The 16,220-nt window shown below is 58.3% G+C and carries 15 protein-coding genes and 1 tRNA gene; 11 read left to right on the forward strand and 5 right to left on the reverse strand.

Going from position 1 to position 16,220, the window contains the following annotated elements; translation table 11 throughout:
• Positions 1 to 33: 33 nt before the first annotated feature.
• Positions 34 to 1,554, reverse strand: a complete 1,521-nt coding sequence (locus A3H92_10360; GenBank protein OHC74521.1) for an aldehyde dehydrogenase — start codon at positions 1,552 to 1,554, stop codon at positions 34 to 36.
• Positions 1,555 to 2,012: 458 nt separating this feature from the next.
• Between A3H92_10360 and A3H92_10365 the strand changes: the two genes are divergently transcribed.
• Positions 2,013 to 2,213, forward strand: coding sequence for a hypothetical protein (locus A3H92_10365; protein ID OHC74457.1), 201 nt, complete (start codon positions 2,013 to 2,015; stop codon positions 2,211 to 2,213).
• Here A3H92_10365 and A3H92_10370 read toward each other — a convergent pair.
• A complete protein-coding gene (locus A3H92_10370) occupies positions 2,203 to 2,940 on the reverse strand; it encodes a hypothetical protein (protein OHC74458.1) in 738 nt (245 codons plus the stop codon). The two genes, A3H92_10365 and A3H92_10370, sit on opposite strands and share 11 nt — an antisense overlap.
• Before the next feature lie 156 nt (positions 2,941 to 3,096).
• On the opposite strand from A3H92_10370, the gene A3H92_10375 reads away from it, so the two are divergent.
• The 6 genes from A3H92_10375 (at position 3,097) to A3H92_10400 (ending at position 9,381) form a co-directional block, all read left to right on the forward strand.
• Entirely contained in the window at positions 3,097 to 3,873 is a 777-nt protein-coding gene (locus A3H92_10375) for a hypothetical protein (protein OHC74459.1), read from the forward strand.
• Between the two features lie 15 nt (positions 3,874 to 3,888).
• On the forward strand, positions 3,889 to 4,593 hold the full coding sequence (locus tag A3H92_10380) for a hypothetical protein (GenBank protein OHC74460.1): 705 nt from the start codon (positions 3,889 to 3,891) through the stop codon (positions 4,591 to 4,593).
• Positions 4,594 to 4,628: 35 nt separating this feature from the next.
• Positions 4,629 to 6,284 carry a hypothetical protein gene (locus tag A3H92_10385; GenBank protein ID OHC74461.1) on the forward strand — a complete coding sequence of 552 codons (1,656 nt, stop codon included), beginning with the start codon at positions 4,629 to 4,631 and terminating at the stop codon, positions 6,282 to 6,284.
• Positions 6,285 to 6,291: 7 nt separating this feature from the next.
• Positions 6,292 to 7,515: a hypothetical protein gene (locus A3H92_10390; protein OHC74462.1), complete on the forward strand. Its 1,224-nt coding sequence runs from the start codon at positions 6,292 to 6,294 to the stop codon at positions 7,513 to 7,515.
• Positions 7,516 to 7,808: 293 nt separating this feature from the next.
• Entirely contained in the window at positions 7,809 to 8,486 is a 678-nt protein-coding gene (locus A3H92_10395) for a DNA-binding response regulator (GenBank protein ID OHC74463.1), read from the forward strand.
• Positions 8,487 to 8,499: 13 nt separating this feature from the next.
• A complete protein-coding gene (locus tag A3H92_10400) occupies positions 8,500 to 9,381 on the forward strand; it encodes a hypothetical protein (GenBank protein ID OHC74464.1) in 882 nt (293 codons plus the stop codon).
• A gap of 5 nt (positions 9,382 to 9,386) precedes the next feature.
• Here the strand turns inward: A3H92_10400 and A3H92_10405 are convergent, their stop codons facing one another.
• The gene (locus A3H92_10405) at positions 9,387 to 9,929 is read right to left on the reverse strand and encodes a hypothetical protein (protein ID OHC74465.1); all 543 of its coding nucleotides are present in this window, start codon (positions 9,927 to 9,929) and stop codon (positions 9,387 to 9,389) included.
• Positions 9,930 to 10,108: 179 nt separating this feature from the next.
• Here A3H92_10405 and A3H92_10410 point away from each other — a divergent pair, with 179 nt between their 5' ends.
• Both A3H92_10410 and A3H92_10415 read left to right on the forward strand, forming a co-directional pair.
• Entirely contained in the window at positions 10,109 to 10,789 is a 681-nt protein-coding gene (locus A3H92_10410) for a haloacid dehalogenase (GenBank protein OHC74466.1), read from the forward strand.
• Positions 10,786 to 13,134 carry a hypothetical protein gene (locus A3H92_10415; GenBank protein OHC74467.1) on the forward strand — a complete coding sequence of 783 codons (2,349 nt, stop codon included), beginning with the start codon at positions 10,786 to 10,788 and terminating at the stop codon, positions 13,132 to 13,134. The genes A3H92_10410 and A3H92_10415 overlap by 4 nt, the downstream gene beginning before the upstream one ends.
• Here the strand turns inward: A3H92_10415 and A3H92_10420 are convergent.
• Together A3H92_10420 and A3H92_10425 are read right to left on the reverse strand one after the other, a co-directional pair.
• On the reverse strand, positions 13,131 to 14,543 hold the full coding sequence (locus tag A3H92_10420; GenBank protein OHC74522.1) for a magnesium transporter: 1,413 nt from the start codon (positions 14,541 to 14,543) through the stop codon (positions 13,131 to 13,133). The genes A3H92_10415 and A3H92_10420 overlap by 4 nt on opposite strands.
• A gap of 28 nt (positions 14,544 to 14,571) precedes the next feature.
• Positions 14,572 to 14,658, reverse strand: a tRNA-Leu gene (locus tag A3H92_10425).
• Positions 14,659 to 14,724: 66 nt separating this feature from the next.
• On the opposite strand from A3H92_10425, the gene A3H92_10430 reads away from it, so the two are divergent.
• Together A3H92_10430 and A3H92_10435 are read left to right on the forward strand one after the other, a co-directional pair.
• Complete coding sequence (locus A3H92_10430; GenBank protein ID OHC74468.1) at positions 14,725 to 15,372, forward strand: lipoate-protein ligase B; 648 nt, start codon at positions 14,725 to 14,727, stop codon at positions 15,370 to 15,372.
• Between the two features lie 511 nt (positions 15,373 to 15,883).
• On the forward strand, positions 15,884 to 16,210 hold the full coding sequence (locus A3H92_10435; protein OHC74469.1) for an addiction module antidote protein, HigA family: 327 nt from the start codon (positions 15,884 to 15,886) through the stop codon (positions 16,208 to 16,210).
• Positions 16,211 to 16,220 lie beyond the last annotated feature (10 nt).

The following is a 16,220-nucleotide window of genomic DNA, read 5'->3' on the forward strand; positions in this document are numbered from 1 at the left end:
GGGAAGCCGCCCATGTCATAGTGTCTGATCGGCTTAATAAGTAATGTCGAACTCGACGCCCTGGGCCAGGGGCAGATCGGCGGAGTAGTTGATGGTGTTGGTGGCTCGGCGCATGTAATTCTTCCAGGCGTCCGATCCCGATTCCCGTCCGCCGCCGGTTTCCTTCTCGCCGCCGAAAGCGCCGCCGATCTCGGCGCCGGAGGGGCCGATGTTGACGTTGGCGATGCCGCAGTCGCTGCCCTCGGCCGACATGAAAATCTCGGCCTCGCGCACATCGTTGGTGAAGATGGAAGACGACAGGCCTTGAGGCACGTCATTATTGAGAGCGATAGCCTGATCCATCTCCCGGTATTTCATAATATAGAGTATAGGAGCGAAAGTTTCCTCCTTCATCGCGCCGGTCTGTTTCGGCATTTCGACCAGGGCCGGTTTGACGTAGTAAGCGTTCGGGTAGCGGTCCTTCATCGCCCGCCCGCCGCCGAAGACCGCGCCGCCCTCGCTTGCCGCCTTGCCGAGCGCCGCCTCCATCGACTGAAAAGCCGAAGCGTTGATCAACGGACCGGCCAGTACGCCGCTCTCCAGCGGGTCGCCGATGCGGATGCCGTCATAAGCGGCCTTCAGCCGCGCCGTCAGGGCGGCGTAGATGTCCTCATGGACGATCAACCGCCTGAGCGTCGTGCAACGCTGGCCGGTGGCGCCGACGGCGGCGAACAGGATGGCCTTCACCGCCAGTTCGAGGTCGGCGGACGGCGCGACGATCATGGCGTTGTTGCCGCCCAGTTCAAGCAGCGAACGCCCGAAACGGGCCGCTATCCGGGGAGCGACGGCGCGTCCCATGGCGCAGCTTCCGGTGGCGCTGATCAATTTCAGGCGGCGGTCATCAATCAGCAGTTCACCGATGTCGCGCCCGCCGATCGTCACTTCCAGGAGAGCGTCGGGGGCGGGGCCGCCGCAGTCCTCGGCGAAGCGGCAGAGGGCGCGTTTAAACAGCGCCTTGCAGGCCAAGGCCGAGACGGGAGTAAGTTCCGAAGGCTTCCACACCACCGAATCGCCGCAAACGACGGCAACGGCAAAATTCCACGCCCAAACGGCCACCGGAAAATTAAAGGCCGAAATCACCCCTATCGGCCCCAGCGGATGCCATGTCTCCATCATCCGATGACCGGGGCGCTCGGAGGCGATGGTCAGACCGTAAAGCTGGCGCGACAGGCCGACGGCAAACTCGCAGATGTCGATCATTTCCTGCACTTCGCCGAGGCTTTCCTGGAGAATCTTGCCGCACTCCACGGTCACCAGCCTGCCCAGCGGCTCCTTGTGGGACCGCAGTTCCTCGCCGAACAGGCGGATCAATTGCCCGCGCACCGGCGCCGGCGCGGAGCGCCATTCAAGAAAGGCAGTTTCGGCGCGGTTGACGGCGGCATCCAGGTCCGCCGGGTCATGGCGCCTTACCCGCGCCATCTCGGCGCCGTCAACGGGAGAACGGACGACAAGATCGCCGCTCGTCAGGTCTTCCCCGTCAAGGCCGAGGGCGGCGTAGAGGCTGCTGTAATTCATGAATCCCGGAAAATAAAAACACACCCCTTCCGGCGGCGCGACCGCCGCCGACCAACGCCGAAACGCCGCCGGCCCCGCCGGCGACTTTACGAACGGCGCCGACTATGCCGACCGGCGACTCCGACTTTGAGTCGTCAGCCGGCTATCCTATTAAAGACAACAATTCATCCTTAATTCGAAGTTTTTGTTTTTTCAGCGTGAGAACTTCATCTTCATCAGGCTTCGGGCGACTGTGTTGTTCGTCAAGGGCTTCTTCGAGAACTTGGTGTTTTGCTTTCAGCGCCTCGATTCTCTCCGCCAGACTCATGTCATTCCTCCCCAAAGTGGATACGCCGACTCGACCGTTGATTATACTGCATGCGGGGCCTTATATGAAACAAAAAATACCGTATAACGCCGTTACCTTTTTTGAAAAACATCTGGTATGATTTTACGAGGCTGGTCGGATATAAGAAACCATGGAAGACAAGAAATCACTGATGAAACGGCTTAAGGAATTGTCAGCCGAGCATCGCGCCCTTGATGATGAGATCGCCCGCGTCACCGAGGACGGCTCCTTCAGCCAACTGGAAATGCAACGCCTTAAAAAGCGCAAGCTGGCGATCAAGGACAACATCCTTAAAATCGAGAACAGCCTGTTGCCCGACATTATCGCCTGATTTCGGCCCGCATGTCATGGTCGGCGGCATCGACGGCTGCTTCTCCGGTCTCTCCCGCCGGGAGGACGTGAACTCCACAGGCCGGTTTCAGGAAGATGACGTCGCCTTTATGAACGGCTCCGCTCTCCTCTATGGCGCGGGTCAGTTCCAGGGCTTTCATTTTAGCCTCCTCGCCGTTGACCACGGTAAGAATAACCCAGATGTCGTCTCCTCCCAGGCTGCCGATGATGTCGGTTGCGCGGAGTTTGCCGCTTATGACGTCAACGGCGTTCGTCAACGCCGATTTAACCGCCGCATAGCCGTGGTCGCGCCGTATATCCTCAATGTTCATAAAATGAACACAGAGCAGGCTGCTGACGGTTTCCATCCGTGCGGAGTGGGTGATAATCCGCGACAGCTCCCGCATAAAGCCGCGAGCATTCATAACAGGCAGGAAGGAATGTTCCTCGGACAGCCCCTCCAGCCAGGCAATATGGTCGTGGGCGTAATTCATTTGCCCGCGCATATGGTCAAGCTCGTTCATTATGATGGAGATGGCTTCCTGAACCTTGGGCGTCACTTCTGCGGCGGGAATGCCCATAATGAAGATGACATCGGAAACGCTCTCGCGCATGGGCGGACGCTTGGGCTTTTCCTTGGGGCCACGCTTCCTTTCCCCGTCCTGCCTTTGCTTATCGACGGTGGATCGGGCTGCGCTGATGGGAGATGATTCGTTGATGCCGGCCATTGCTATTCACCATAAGCCCCTCATTCAGGCTATCACCTAAAGGCCGTGAAACAAAGAAGTTCATGCGGCCTTGGAAACGCCCGGCTTGAGTTTTTCTCAAATTAGCATAACATCCGCAGATGCGCCTTCCGGCTTGGAGCCTTTCCTTGTTTGATCATGATTAATTTATTTCGTAAATCAGCGCCCCTCGCTCTTTTGCTTGTCTTTATCGGCGGCTGCGCCGAAGAACCGGAGAACGCGAAAGAGGCGGGAATTACCGAATCCGTGCATCAGGCGGCGATGGCCTCCCAACAAAAACATGACTATGCCTCGGCGGCGAAACACTACCGGAACCTCCACGAGAAACATCCTGAGGACCTCGGCGTGCTGCTGGAGCTGGCCAAGTCCCTGCGTTACATAGGATCATCCGCCGAGGCTGCCGGAATTATGGAAGCCAAAATAAATACATTCGCCGAATTTGCTCCGTTTCTGATGGAACTGGGCAAGGCAAAACTGGCGGCGGGAGCGGCAGACGAAGCCGTCGGCTATCTGAAAATCGCCACGGAAAAAGATGCGGGAAACTGGGAAGCCTATTCCGCCATGGGCATCGCTTATGATATGCTGCAATTATTCGACAAGGCCCTGGAATCTTATCGGAAAGCTGACGCGCTTTCTCCCGGCAACTCCGTCATTTTGAATAACATGGCCATCTCTTATGCCCAGGCAGGGGACGTAAAGACCGCGATCATCACCCTTAAACACGCCGCCAACGTCGGTCGCCGCAACCTGCAAATTCGCCAAAATCTGGCCCTTTTTCACGGCATAGCCGGCAACATGGATGAAGCCGAAGCGATCGCCAGAATGGATTTGGGCGAAGATGATGTCCGAAACAATCTGGCCTTTTATTATTTGTTCCACAAAAATCAGAAACCGACAGCCCCGGCGACCCCATAGCAGGATATTCGCGCCTTGAACAAAAAAACCCCACCGCGCATCGACCCGGAAAGAAACCTCAACGGCGCATCCCTTCTGGTCGAGGTTCCTCCTGATATAATCGCCGATATCGAAAAAAAATGTGAGTGGTTTGAGTATGCTCCCAACGAAATCATCATTGATCTCGCCGACACCTCGACCTGCGTCTACTTCATCGTCAAGGGCAAGGTCAAGGCGATGGACTTCCTTGCTGAAAACAAGCAGGTCGCCCTGGCCGAGCTTGGCGAAGGAGACTCATTCGGCGAGTTGTCGGCCATAGATTCGAAAAAACGTTCGGCGCGGGTTACCGCCATCGAGCCTACACTTGTCGCCAAGTTGCCGAGCAAGGATTTCCGGCAGTTGATGTTGAATTGTCCGGAATCGGCTCTGGCCCTGCTGAAGAGATTCGCCGGCTTTATCCGCACCCTGAACACCCGCCTTACCACCCTCAGCACCTTCACCCCCCACCAGCGGATTTATTATGAATTGCTGCGCATCTGCGCGCCCAACACTTCCGGCGACGGCTCCTGGGTTATTTCCAATATTCCCAATCACTCTGAAATAGCTTCCTGGGTAGGCACGGAAAAAGAAGTCGTCGCCGACGCCATCGGTAAACTGGCCCGCGACGGAGTGGTCGAACGGAAACATCGAAGCCTTATCATCAAGGATCACGCCCGCCTTTACCGGCTGGCCGAACAATAAATTCCGCTCCGTCATCATAACGAGCTGTTCAGCGTATGTTTCGATCATTCTTCGGCATCAAGGAGAATCCGTTCTCCAATACGCCCGATCCGCGCTATGTGTTCATGAGCAGGCGCCATCAGGAGGCGTTGGCGCATCTGGTTTACGGCGTACAGGGCGGGAACGGTTTTGTTCTGCTGACCGGCGAAGTGGGAACAGGCAAGACGACAATAAGCCGCTGTCTGGTAGAGCAACTTCCCAAGAATGTGGATATGGCCCTTTGCATCAATCCCCGTCTGAACGAATTTGAATTGCTGGCCACCATCTGCGACGAGATGGGCGTCTTTTACCCGATATTGACCAACAGCATCAAAACCCTGATGGACAAAATCAACAGGCATCTCATTGAGACCCATGCCCGAGGGCGCCGCGCCGTTCTGATCATCGACGAGGCGCAGAATCTCGCCCCCCGGGTGCTTGAACAGGTGCGGCTGCTTACCAACCTGGAAACCGCCAGCGCCAAGCTTTTGCAGATCATTCTTATCGGTCAACCGGAGTTGAAAGAACTTCTCGGTCGGGTGGAGTTACGTCAGGTAAATCAGCGCATCACCGCACGTTATCACCTTGATCCGCTTAACATCGAAGAGGCGCGGGCCTACATACGGCATCGGCTCAAAATCGGCGGGCCGGCGGAGGATATATTCAGGCCCGGCGCCGTCACGGAAATATTCAAGCGGTCACACGGCGTCCCGCGCCTGATCAACAGCATTTGCGAACGTTGTCTGCTCGGCGCTTACGCCAAAAACGTCCGTTATATCGATGAAAAGCTGGCCCGCTCCGCCGCCGATGACGTACTCGGCTTCCCTCGTCGGCGGTCAGTCTTCGGCAGGATCGCCGCAATAGCCGCCGTTATCGCCGCTTCGGCTCTTTTTGTCGGTCTTGATCCCCTGCATATGAGACTGAATTCCAAACTTTCCCCATCGCCGCCGGAAGCTCAACAACCGCCGGCTATCGAACGCCCGCCGGAAGTTCAACAACCGCCGGCAGAGCCGGCAATTGAACAAACGGCACAAAACGCGCCGGCGGAGATTTCCATCGAATATCTGTTCCGAAACCCGGAGTTAGCGGGAGACATAAGCACCGCCATGTCCAAACTATTCGCTATGTGGAAAGTGGAATACGTCGCTCCCGGCAAACCGGACCTGTGCGCCGGCGCCTCTTACGCCGGGATAAGATGCCTGCGATGGCATGGAGACTGGCAAGCCCTGAACGATATCAACCGGCCCGCATTGATCTCCCTTGCCGCAGGGGAGGAAAAACGTATTTATGCGGTGGTTACGGCCCTTGACGGCAACAACGTCACCATTGACGTCGGCGGCGGCAAAATACAAACCGATACCCGCAATCTCACCCCGTTCTGGTCGGGCGACTATATGATGCTGTGGAAGCCGCCGCCGGGTTATTGGCGAGTCATCAGGCCCGGCATGAAAGGCAAGGACGTGGCGTGGCTTAGGGATCGCCTGTCGGAAATCCAGGGCGAGCCTATAGAATCTGATGACCGGGACAGCTTTGATGAGGCGCTTAAGATTCGACTTATTTCATTTCAGCGCAGCCGAAAACTGATCGACGACGGCGCCGCCGGCGCGCTGACCCTGACCTATATCAACACCCTCATCAAAGACCCGGCAACTCCCGTCCTGCGGAATCAATAGGAGCATCATGTCCCTGATTCTCGACGCCCTGAAGAAATCCGAAGAGGAGCGGAAAAGCGGAGCCGTCCCTGAGTCCGCCGCCGTCCTGAAAGACGCGCCGATGAACAAGCGCCGCCTGTGGCCGTCGGTCGCCGCCGGCGGTTTGGTCTTGTTCATCGTCGTCGTCGGCGTTTTCCTGTGGCGGTCAAGCATGGTTGAGACGCCTCCGCCGACGGCTGAACAAACGCCGGTAGCGCCGGTGGGGCCGGAGCCTCCCAAACTTACGATTAAAGCGCCACCCCCGGCAATCATCGAACCCGCGCCGGAACCGGCCAAGGTCGTTGTTGAACCCGCGCCCGCGCCCGAACCGAAACCCGCAACGGCTCCGCTCCTCCCCCCCGCCATTGACGTCAAGATTCCTGTCGTTTCCATTCCTCAGGCCGCCGTCGCCAAATCCCGCGCCGGCGAAGCCGGCGGGGCGGCGGCCCACAACAAGCGGGGCCAAGCGTTTGAACAGGAAGGACTTTATGATCGCGCCATCGAAGAATACACCAACGCCATTTTGCTGAAACCTGATTATGCGGAAGCCTATTTAGGTCGCGGCTGGACTCAGGAGGCAAAGGGAAACCATGAACAGGCCATCGACAATTTCAGCCGGGCCTTGCAGGCGTCTCCCTCTTATGGCGAGGCTTTTTTCGGACGCGGCTGGGTCCATGAGCAACTGGGGCGCTTCGATTCGGCGATTGAGGACTATACCCAGGCGATCCGTCATGCGCCGGATCTTTCCGACGCTTATTTCAGCAGAGGGTTCCTCAATTTTTACAACGAACAGCCGGACAAGGCGGCTGATGACTTTTCAAAATCTCTCCGCAAGGCGAATAAAAGCCTCGTCCCCTACGCCCTTCTTTGGCGCTATTTGAGCCGTGTCCGATCCGGCGGCGACGGCAAAAAGGAACTGGAGGAAAATGTCGGCGGCATAAACCTGAATGCATGGCCCGGCATTATTGTCGCTCTGTACATGGGAAAGGCTGATCCCTCGCAGGTGCTCGCCAAGACCAAGGATAACAATACGAAAAAACAGAGCGAAAACGAATGCGTCGCCTTCTTTTTCCTGGGGCAATACCACCTTGTGCAGGGCGACAAGGATAAAGCGGCGGCATTTTTCCGTAAAACCCTGGACACGGGCGTCACCGGCTATCGGCAATACGAAGCCGCGAAAACAGAACTGCGGATTCTGGGAGCGCTTAAGTAAAAGTTATAAATTATTAGAAACCGTATTTGAAATATCGTTATATAAATTGCCCATGCTGTCGGCATAAGTATTCAACGAAACAACAATCGCCAGAAATATAAGAGCGGCAATAAGTCCATATTCTATGGCTGTGGCGCCTGCTTCATTGTTGATCAGCCTTATTAATATTTTCATATGATTCTCTCTCGCCGCTCACCAAGGCCGGGCCGCATGCTACTCTTTTTTCTTCCCCGAATGAATGAAAAACCATATATCATTTGCATACATTTCCAGGATATCGAAGGTTTCTTTTCATGCGCTTATTACTTATTGAAGACAACTTGAGCCTTGCGGGCAGCGTAAAGAAAGGACTTGAGGGAGAGGGGTTCACGGTTGACGCCTTCACCACGGCGGGCGACGGCGAATCCGCGCTGGCTACCGTTAATTATGACGCGGTAATTCTGGACCTCGGTCTCCCCGATGGCGACGGCCTTGATCTTCTGCGCTCTTTGCGGGACAGGGGGGACGGCACCCCGGTTCTTATCCTGACGGCGCGTGACGGCGTTGAAGAAAGAGTCAAGGGACTGGATAACGGAGGCGACGACTATCTGCTTAAGCCCTTTGCCATGAACGAATTGCTTGCCCGCATTCGCGCCTTGCTGCGTCGTCCGGGCGGCATTCTGGGGATCATGCTTACCGCCGGCAACATCGGCTTTGAAACGACGTCCAGGGAAGTTTTTATCCGGGGCCGGCAAATAGCGGTTCCCCGGCGCGAACTGGAGGTTCTCGAACTGTTGATGAGGCGTTGCGGCAAAGTGGTTCCGAAGAACGTGATGGAGGAGAAAATATACGGATTCGGGGAAGAGGTTTCCTCCAACTCGGTGGAGGCGCTTATTTCCCGGCTCCGCAAGCGTCTCGCCAAATTGGGAGCATCAACGTCCATTCATACCCTGCGCGGCGTCGGATACCTGCTGGTCGCCGACGGCAATTGAGGGGACGGACGGCATGACCTATCGAAACGTCGCTTTCGTGGCGGTCATGACGTTGCTGCTGGTCTTCTCTCTTTCCTTCATCTGGGAGTTTATGTTTGAGGATATCGTAAATGCGTTCCTCGACACCGGCCCCCCCGAGAGAGACGCCATCCGTTGGGAGTTTATCGTCACCTCAATGGTTTTTGCCGGCATCGCGGTGTTCATCTCATCCATGGCGACGATCAGGATCATATACGAGCGCAAGCGCATAGAAGAAGACCTCCATAAGAGCGAAACCAAGTTCAGGGATTTCGCCGGCGACGTTGCCCATGAACTGCGCACTCCGTTGGCGGTGCTGAAGTTGCACCTTGATGAACTTGAAGAAGATGAAACGGCGCTGATCCTTCAAAAGGACGTGGCCGAGATGTCGCGGATGCTGGAGCAACTGCTGGCGATAACGCGCCTGGATTCCCCGGAAAGCCTCGCCATGAATGACGTTGATCTTGGGAAAATATGCACGGACGTAGCCGAAAGACTGGCTCCTATCGCCGTCAGGGACGAGCGCCTGATCGAAGTTTGCGGCGCGGATAAGGCGGTGTTTATCAAGGGCAATGTCTACGCTTTGGAACATGCGGTGCGTAATCTGGTTGAAAACGCCATGAAATACTCCTCACGGCGAACTACGATCACCATTGAGGTCGGCGACAATTCGATCAGCGTCATTAATAACGGACAGGATATTCCACCGGAAAAGCGCGCCGCCATTTTCAAAAGATTCCAGCGCTCCGACCGCAGGAGCGACGGCGCCGGACTGGGGCTGTCCATTGTTCAGCGCGCGGTGGAAGCCCATAAAGGCAGCATCGAGATGACCGGCGTCCCCGGCGGCGGCGCAAAGTTCACGATCCGCCTGCCTTGAATAATTTAACAAGACGGGCGGGTTTGCCGGCCTTCAGTCTTGATGTATCCGGGAAAGTTGTGACGGCGCTCGTTGCCGCTATGGGAAACCTGACGCTCCCGCCGCTCCGATGCGCCGACGTTTTGGTGTCTCCGCCGTTCCATTCCATGAGAATCGAGACGGCGGCGGCGGCGATCAGGACCGAAAAATTTTGCCGAGCGCACAAACAGGCGCTGTCTTTCGATTATCGTGCGAATGCGTGAGTAAAGCAGCTTTGCCGATAGCGGCTTGGCCAGGAACTCGGTCATGCCGGCGTCCCTCGCCCTATAGACCCAATGAATATCCGTGTGCGCCGTCACCACGATTATCGGGACGTAAGGGTTGGCCGACTCCGGGTCGCGGCGCACGCTGTTAAGAAGCCTGATGCCGTCGACTCCCGGCGACCAGTCGGTGAGTATCAGGTCAGGCTCCGCGTCCTTGAACAGTTTAAGGGCGCCATCTACACTGGAGGCATCATGAACCTTGGTTACGCCCAGCCGGTTCAGCACGCCGCACAACAGCTTGCGCATGTGACGGTGATCCTCGACTACGAGTACGCTCAAGCCGCTCAAGTTATAATCCGCCATTGTCCCGCACTGTTTTGATGTTGAAACCTGCTAACCATAATAAGCGTTAATGCTGACAACGGCGTGACGCGACCGTATTTTCCGAAGATATTTTTTATTAGTCTGATTTGAAAGACGGAGAGATGGTTAAAACAAGACTCGCCGTTTTTGATTGCGACGGCACGCTGGTTGATTCCGAGGCCTCTATCGTTGCCGCCATGCAGGGGGCTTTTGCCGTTCACGGCCTTGCCGAGCCGACGGCGAAGGCGGTGCGGCGCGTTATCGGGCTGCCGCTGAAGGAGGCCGTCGCCGGACTGTTGCCCGATGCCGACGACATTGATCACGATAAACTGACCGCAGGCTACAAGGAGGTTTTTTCCGATTTGCGGCGACGGGGCCGAGTGCTTGATCCTCTGTATCCGGGAGCGCTGGAGGCAATCCTGGAGTTGGCGGCAAGTAACGTCTGGCTGCTCGGCGTCGCCACCGGCAAGTCGCGGCGGGGCTTGCTTGAAACCCTTGATCGGCACGGCATCAGGGAGCGGTTTGTTACCTTGCAGACCTCCGATATCGGCCCCGGTAAACCCCACCCGGACATGCTGCTTAGAGCCATAGCCGAAAGCGGCGCCGAGGCGGCGACAACGGTGATGATCGGCGACACTACCTTTGACATTGAAATGGCCCGCCGCGCCGGAGTCATGGCAATCGGCGTTTCCTGGGGCTATCATGACGGCAAGGAATTGCTGGCCGCCGGCGCCGATGCGCTGATTGATGATTTCGGCGATTTGTTCAAGGCGGCGGAAACCCTGATGGAGGCGGCGTTATGAGCAAGGCGATAAAGATTTTCTCCGGGATCGTCGTTGTCCTGGTCGGCGTGGCGGTCGCCGGCGTAGCCATCCTCCGCTCGATGGACTTTAATCAATACCGGGGACTGATCGCCGAGAAAACCAAGGAGTTCACCGGCCGCGATCTGGTCATCGCCGGCGATCTGAAACTGGAGATTTCCCTCAATCCGGCGCTCGCCGTCGAGGGGGTGACGTTCGCCAACGCGCCGTGGGGGTCGCGCCCCTCGATGGTCTCGATCAGGCGTCTGGCCGCTGAAGTGCAATTGCTGCCGCTGCTGTCCGACAAGCTGGTGGTTGATCGCCTCGTTCTCGAAGGCCTGGACCTGCTGGCCGAGACCGACGCCAAGGGCCACGGTAACTGGGTGTTCGGCGCCGCCAAGCCGGAGGAAGGCGGCAAAAAAGCCGCCGAGGCGGGGGCCGAAGGTTCCGGCATCCTGCCCGTGGTCAGGAAGGTGCATATCAGGAATGTCAATATCGCCTACAACGACGGTCAGACCGGCGCGACGACAAAGCTCGCCCTCGATAGCCTGGAACTGGACGCCGCCGGCGTCGATAGTCCGCTGCGGGTCAGCCTGAACGGAGCCTTTAACGGCGCCGCTTATAAGGTCTCCGGGCAAACGGGGTCAATCGCCTCGCTGATGGAGGGAGGAAAGAATTTTTCCGTTTCCCTGAAGGCGGAGGCGCTCGGCGCGATGCTCGGCATCGACGGCGTCGTCGCCGACCTGTTCCGGGTCAAGGGGCTGGATATTTCCGTTTCTATCAGGGGCAACGAGCTGGCCGATGCCGTTAAGGCCGTTCAGACCATCGTTGCCGTTCCCGCCATCAAAGACATCTTCCTGCCGGCGGTCGGCCCCTATGACGTTTCCTCGCGGATATCCGGGTCGTTGGACAAAATAGCGGCATCCGACATCAAGGTATCCGTCGGCAAGGCCGAGCAAGTGCTGGCTATAGTTGACGGCAAGGTTGCCGACCCTCTCAACGCCAAAGGAATCAGCCTCAACTTCGCGGTCGAGGGCAAAGACATCGCGCCCTTTGCCGAGACGGCGGGGGGGCGGTTGCCCGCTTTGCCGCCGTTCAGGATTTCCGGGCTGCTCAGCGACGGGGCAGGAGGGTATGCCGTCGATGGTCTGAAGCTCGATATCGGCGGCAGCGACCTCTCCGGCAAGCTGGCGGTGGCCCTTGGCGGGGCGCGGCCCGGCATCAACGCCGATCTCGCCTCCAACCTGCTGGACCTGGACAAGCTGTTGCTTAAGAGCGGCGAACAACCGGCGCCGACGCCCAAGGCCGATAACGGCGACGGGCGCGTCTTCGCCGATGATCCGCTGCCCCTGGAAGGCCTCAAGGCCGCCGACGTCGATATCAAATTCAAGGGCAAGCGCATCATCGTTCAGGGCATTGACGCCGCTGATGTCGCCGTCGCCATAAGCCTCGTCAACGGCCGGCTTGAGGTCAAGCCGTTCACCCTGACAGCCGGCGGCGGCAGGATCGGCGGCGATATGTTGCTGGACGCAGGCAAACCCGTCCCGCCGCTGGCGTTAAGGGTCGAGGCCAAACAGATCGACTACGGCGCTCTGCTGGAAAAGTCGGGACGCAACGACGTCGCCGCCGGCACCCTGGACCTGGATATCGACGTCAAGGGGGCCGGCGCTTCGGTGCGCGCCCTGATGGCGGGCCTTGGCGGCAAGACGCGGATCGTCGCCGAGGGCGGCAGGATCAAAAGCGGCATGTTCAACATTGTGTCGGCGAACGTCCTGTCGGCGTTGCCCTTCATCGACAGTAAAGGCGACAAGGATATCAAGTGCGGCGTCATCGACTTTCTCATAACTTCCGGGCAGGCCTCAGCCAGGACCATCGTCTTTGAGACCGGCGGTTTGTCGCTGATCGGCAAAGGCGGGGTCAATCTGGCCGGCGAGACCCTTGATCTCCACTTCGATCCGCGAGCCAAGAAGGTGAGCCTTATGAAATTGGCGATGCTCCCCTTCGATGTCGGCGGCTCTATAGCCTCGCCCACCGTGCTGCCCAATGTCGGCGGCGCGGCGGTCGGCGTCGTTACCGGAGCCGTCTCGACAGCGACGGGCATCGTGTCAGGCGGGATCAAGGCCCTCGGCTCGGCGGTCGGCGCGTCATCTTCCCCGCAGGAAGATGATACCGATTACTGTCATCTCGCCCTGACCGGCAAGCCTCTGACCGCCAGGGAATCATCGGCTCCGCCTCCCCAACCGCAAAGGCAAAACATCGTCGAGGACGTCGCCAAGGGCGTGGCCGAAGGCGCCGGCGGCATCATCAAGGGCATCGGCGGATTTCTGAGCGGCGGACAGGCGCCCTAAAGCAAAAATAATGTCGCCAGTCCCAGGAAGGCGAGGAAGCCGACCACATCGGTAAATGTCGTCAGGATGACGCTTGACGCCACCGCCGGGTCGATGCCGCTGCGTTTCAGCAACAGGGGAACGGTAGTTCCGGCCAGCGCCGCCGTCATCATATTGATCACCATCGCCATGGCGATGACGGCGCCGATGGCGAGGCTGGAAAACCACAGCCAGGCGATCAGGCCGGTCAGGACGGCGAACATGACGCCGTTGATGCCGCCTACCAGCAGTTCCTTGACGATTACCCGCGTCGCGTTGGTCGCGGTCAATTCCTTCATCGCCAGGGCGCGCACCGTCACCGTCATTGTCTGGGTGCCGGCGTTGCCGCCCATCGAGGCGACGATGGGCATAAGAATGGCCAGCGCCACGATCTGATCGATTGTGCCCTCGAACATGCCGATAACGGCGGCCGCCAGCACGGCGGTGCCGAGGTTGACCAGAAGCCATGTAAATCTGGCCTTGGTGGTGTCGACGGCGGCGTCGAAGAAGTCATCCTCGCTGACGCCGGCCATCAGCATGATGTCTTCTTCGTGTTCCTCGTGGATGACGTCAACCACGTCGTCGATGGTAATGTCGCCGACGATGCGCCCGCCGCCGTCGATGACCGCCGCCGACACCAGATCGTGCCGGCTGAACAGAAAGGCCACTTCTTCCTGATCCATGGTTGCCGGGATCAACTTGATTTTGGCGTCCATTATGGCGCTGGCGAAAACCGGACGTTTGCTCCGCAGAAGACGGCTCAAGGGAATCACTCCCAGCGGGCGGCGGTCGGCATTAATGACAAAGATATTGTAGAAAGCGTCAGGCAGGGAGTCGTCATCCGTATCGGCGCTCCTGCGTATGAAGTCGATGGTGTCGCCTACCGTCCAGTGTACGGGGACGCTGACAAACTCGCGGCGCATCAGGCGGGCGGCGCTTCCCTCCGGGTACGACAGACTCTCCTCGATCATGGCGCGTTCGTCTACGGGAAGCGCTCTTAGGACCTGCCGGCGGGTTCCCTCGTCCAGATATTCGACCACGTCGACGGCGTCGTCGCTGTCCAGTTCGGTTACTGCGGCGGCCGCGTCCTTGATGCCCAGCGCGTCAACGACCTGATCAAGGATCGCGTCGTCCAGCTCGGAAAGGATTTCGGGATTGAAGTCGTCGCGAACGGCGTCGATCAGGGCGCTGCGTTCATCGGCGCTCAAGCGTTCAAGCAGGTCGGCGGCGTCGGCGTAGTGGAGAGGAGTGAACAGCTCTCTCAGGAGCGCCGCTTCACCGGCGGCCAGGGCCTTGACGACGGCGTCTACGACTTCGCTTTCCAAACCATGAACGGAATCGTCAGACGCCGGAACGGCCTCGTAGCATTCGTCCGGGCGAGTCGGGTCCATCATCTCCGAAAAGGCCTTGTTAAAAAAATGGTGCGGTCGAGAAGACTCGAACTTCCACGAGATTTCTCTCACAGCGACCTCAACGCTGCGCGTCTACCACTTCCGCCACGACCGCAATTAACATTCGATAACGGCGGAGGTTACCGTTACATTCGACCGTTATCAAGCGCCGGGAACGTGAATGAATCATAATTCGGTGGAACTACGGGTAAGCGACGGTCTTACTCCCTATCCGGAAGCGGTAGCTTTCATGGAGCGCCGCGCCGGGGATATTCGTTCGGGCCGGGCGCCGCAAACCGTGTGGCTGGTCGAACATCCGCCCCTTTACACGGCGGGAACAAGCGCCGGGCCGGGCGAGTTGCTGGAGCCGGAGCGGTTCCCCGTGTTCAAGGCCGGACGCGGCGGACGCTACACCTATCACGGTCCAGGCCAGAGGGTGGCCTATGTGATGATCGACCTGAAGCGGCGCGGCGGCGACGTGCGCGCTTTCGTCCGTTCCCTTGAGGAATGGGCGATCCTGACTCTCGCCCTTTTCGGCGTCCGTGGCGAAAGACGCGATGACAGAATCGGCGTCTGGGTTGAAAAGGAAAAGGGAGCGGAGGGAAAAATCGCGGCGGTCGGCGTGCGCGTCAGGCGATGGGTCACCTTCCACGGCCTCGCCGTCAATGTCGATCCGGACCTGAGTCACTTTTCCGGCATTGTCCCTTGCGGCATTTCCGAATACGGCGTGACATCCCTCCGGCAACTCGGCGTCGATTGCTCGCTGGCCGATGTTGACGATGCGCTGGCCGCCACCTTCGCCGAGGTTTTTGGAATGCCGATTGTCTAATGATGCTTGACAGATGTATATAGATGTTTTACAGTTTTTGCCGTGATTGTCAGTTTTCGCAGCAAGGCGCTACGCGACTTCTTTCTCGATGACGATCCGGGCGGCATACGTCCTGATCTGGTTGAGCGTGTTCGGGGACGCATGCAGGCGTTGCATCGGGCCAAGGCGCCGGGCGATTTGCGTCTGCCCGGCTGGCGGTTTCATGCGTTGCATTCAAAGCCGAGGCGGTATGCGATTGCCGTTAATGGGCCGTGGCGGATCACATTTGAATGGGAAAACGGCGACGCTATGCGTGTTGATCTTGAGCAGTACCACTAGTGCGCTGACGCAAACAGAGGATTCACGATGTCACACAAAAACTGCTTTTATTCTTCGTCGTCATGGCCGGGCCTGTCCCGGCCATCCACGTCTTGTTTTCAGGCTGGGGTAGACGTGGATGCGCGGATCAAGTCCGTGCATGACGAATACACAGTGTGCCTTCTGAATGCGTCAATGCGCCAGGAGACCGGCTATGCCCCGCGAATATAAGGTCCGAACCAAGCCCGCGATGCGCCCGCCGCACCCCGGCTCGATCCTGCGTCTTGATGTCGTGCCGGCGCTGGATATTTCAGTCGTTCAGGCGGCGCGGGAGCTTGGCATTTCACGTCAACTGCTACACGGCATTCTTGCCGAGAAGCTGCCTGTCTCGGCTGAAATGGCCGTGCGGCTGGGCAAGTGGTGCGGCAACGGGGCGCATCTGTGGATCGCCCTGCAACGCGATTATGACCTTTGGCAAGCCGAGAGAAAGCTTGCCGACCGGATTTCAGGCATCCCGACTCATGAGGCTGCTTCTTATTGATTAAAGGGAA

This window comes from Rhodospirillales bacterium RIFCSPLOWO2_02_FULL_58_16 (assembly GCA_001830425.1).
Classification (GTDB): domain Bacteria; phylum Pseudomonadota; class Alphaproteobacteria; order Rhodospirillales; family 2-02-FULL-58-16; genus 2-02-FULL-58-16.

Bases quoted from the DNA above. Each gene is read 5' to 3' on its own strand.
- A3H92_10420 (OHC74522.1), bottom strand. From the start codon at position 14,543: ATGGACCCGACTCGCCCGGACGAATGCTACGAGGCCGTTCCGGCGTCT.
- A3H92_10400 (OHC74464.1), top strand. From the start codon at position 8,500: ATGACCTATCGAAACGTCGCTTTCGTGGCGGTCATGACGTTGCTGCTG.
- A3H92_10360 (OHC74521.1), bottom strand. From the start codon at position 1,554: ATGAATTACAGCAGCCTCTACGCCGCCCTCGGCCTTGACGGGGAAGAC.
- A3H92_10430 (OHC74468.1), top strand. From the start codon at position 14,725: ATGAATCATAATTCGGTGGAACTACGGGTAAGCGACGGTCTTACTCCC.
- A3H92_10385 (OHC74461.1), top strand. From the start codon at position 4,629: ATGTTTCGATCATTCTTCGGCATCAAGGAGAATCCGTTCTCCAATACG.
- A3H92_10395 (OHC74463.1), top strand. From the start codon at position 7,809: ATGCGCTTATTACTTATTGAAGACAACTTGAGCCTTGCGGGCAGCGTA.
- A3H92_10410 (OHC74466.1), top strand. From the start codon at position 10,109: ATGGTTAAAACAAGACTCGCCGTTTTTGATTGCGACGGCACGCTGGTT.
- A3H92_10390 (OHC74462.1), top strand. From the start codon at position 6,292: ATGTCCCTGATTCTCGACGCCCTGAAGAAATCCGAAGAGGAGCGGAAA.
- A3H92_10365 (OHC74457.1), top strand. From the start codon at position 2,013: ATGGAAGACAAGAAATCACTGATGAAACGGCTTAAGGAATTGTCAGCC.
- A3H92_10435 (OHC74469.1), top strand. From the start codon at position 15,884: ATGCCCCGCGAATATAAGGTCCGAACCAAGCCCGCGATGCGCCCGCCG.
- A3H92_10415 (OHC74467.1), top strand. From the start codon at position 10,786: ATGAGCAAGGCGATAAAGATTTTCTCCGGGATCGTCGTTGTCCTGGTC.
- A3H92_10370 (OHC74458.1), bottom strand. From the start codon at position 2,940: ATGGCCGGCATCAACGAATCATCTCCCATCAGCGCAGCCCGATCCACC.
- A3H92_10405 (OHC74465.1), bottom strand. From the start codon at position 9,929: ATGCGCAAGCTGTTGTGCGGCGTGCTGAACCGGCTGGGCGTAACCAAG.
- A3H92_10375 (OHC74459.1), top strand. From the start codon at position 3,097: ATGATTAATTTATTTCGTAAATCAGCGCCCCTCGCTCTTTTGCTTGTC.